The following is a 965-nucleotide window of genomic DNA, read 5'->3' as shown; positions in this document are numbered from 1 at the left end:
TCCTCGCACTGACAGACTCCGCTAGTCAGTACTGCGGCGAGCGTTACTGAATTTCATGTGAAGGAGATGTTTTTGATTCCGGGCCTTTAAATGTACAAAAGCCCCGTGACAGAATCACAGGGCTTCGGTACTCTAATTCTTCGCAGATACCTGCCAGGATCAGACGTGAGAATCTAAATCCTAGCAGGGCTGGCTAGCGATGTCACTACCAGCTTAATACCATTCAACGACATTAAAATCATATCTGCACCTTAGACGCTCAGGTCTACGCCCCGGACTCCGGCAGGATAAACAGGCAAATTGGTGGGAACGTAACTTAACCGCGAAAGAGTTAGGCTCTACCCCGTCTCGCTGTACGATAACAAGCACCTGATAAAATGAGCGAATAAGACAGCAGTAAGCGGCAAAGTGTGATTCTCAGACGTCAGCACAGCGCCCACACAATCAAACCTTTTGCAGGGTGAGACACACAAGAAACGAGCTAGACGAAGGTCGCTACGCTCCCCGTGATTTTTATATACCCACCACGGGGGCATTAGGATTTTTTTTGTTTTTTTTGTATGTACAAACTCAAGGATTTAGGAATAATCTCAATCCCCTTAACAAGCACATGCAAAAAAAACCATGACGATGCTTCATCTCAAAACAATAAGTAACGAAAGTATCATGCTAAAAAAAGATGATATTATCCTAATAAAATCATATGGTAACGAAAAAACAAAAATATTTTTACGGGGTGTGAATGAGGTTCTAATGATTGATGCGAGCTTTGAAGAGGTAAAGTTTGCTATCAATAATGACCTTCAGGATCTTCAGGATCTTCAGGGAATGCAGGCAGTAAGCGCACCGCTAAAAATAGTAACCTGATTTTTAGTAAGAGCACTCAACATTTACCATAACATCCGTTGCCCGCACCGCCTGAGAGGCCCTCAGGGCGTTTCTGAGGCCTCCGGCCTGAAACACAC

General features: G+C 44.4%; 1 protein-coding gene. It reads left to right on the top strand.

Features of this window, described 5'->3' with window-relative positions; translation table 11 throughout:
• Nucleotides 1-666: 666 nt before the first annotated feature.
• Nucleotides 667-867 carry a hypothetical protein gene (locus ACOTX7_RS24280; RefSeq protein ID WP_073553799.1) on the top strand — a complete coding sequence of 67 codons (201 nt, stop codon included), beginning with the start codon at nucleotides 667-669 and terminating at the stop codon, nucleotides 865-867.
• The last annotated feature ends 98 nt before the right edge of the window (nucleotides 868-965 follow it).

The sequence above is a fragment of the Enterobacter cloacae complex sp. IR5418 genome (genome assembly GCF_049238105.1).
Classification (GTDB): Bacteria; Pseudomonadota; Gammaproteobacteria; order Enterobacterales; family Enterobacteriaceae; genus Enterobacter; species Enterobacter hormaechei.
The sequence above is the reverse complement of the archived record's forward strand: the minus strand, read 5'-3'. Positions and strand labels throughout refer to the sequence as shown.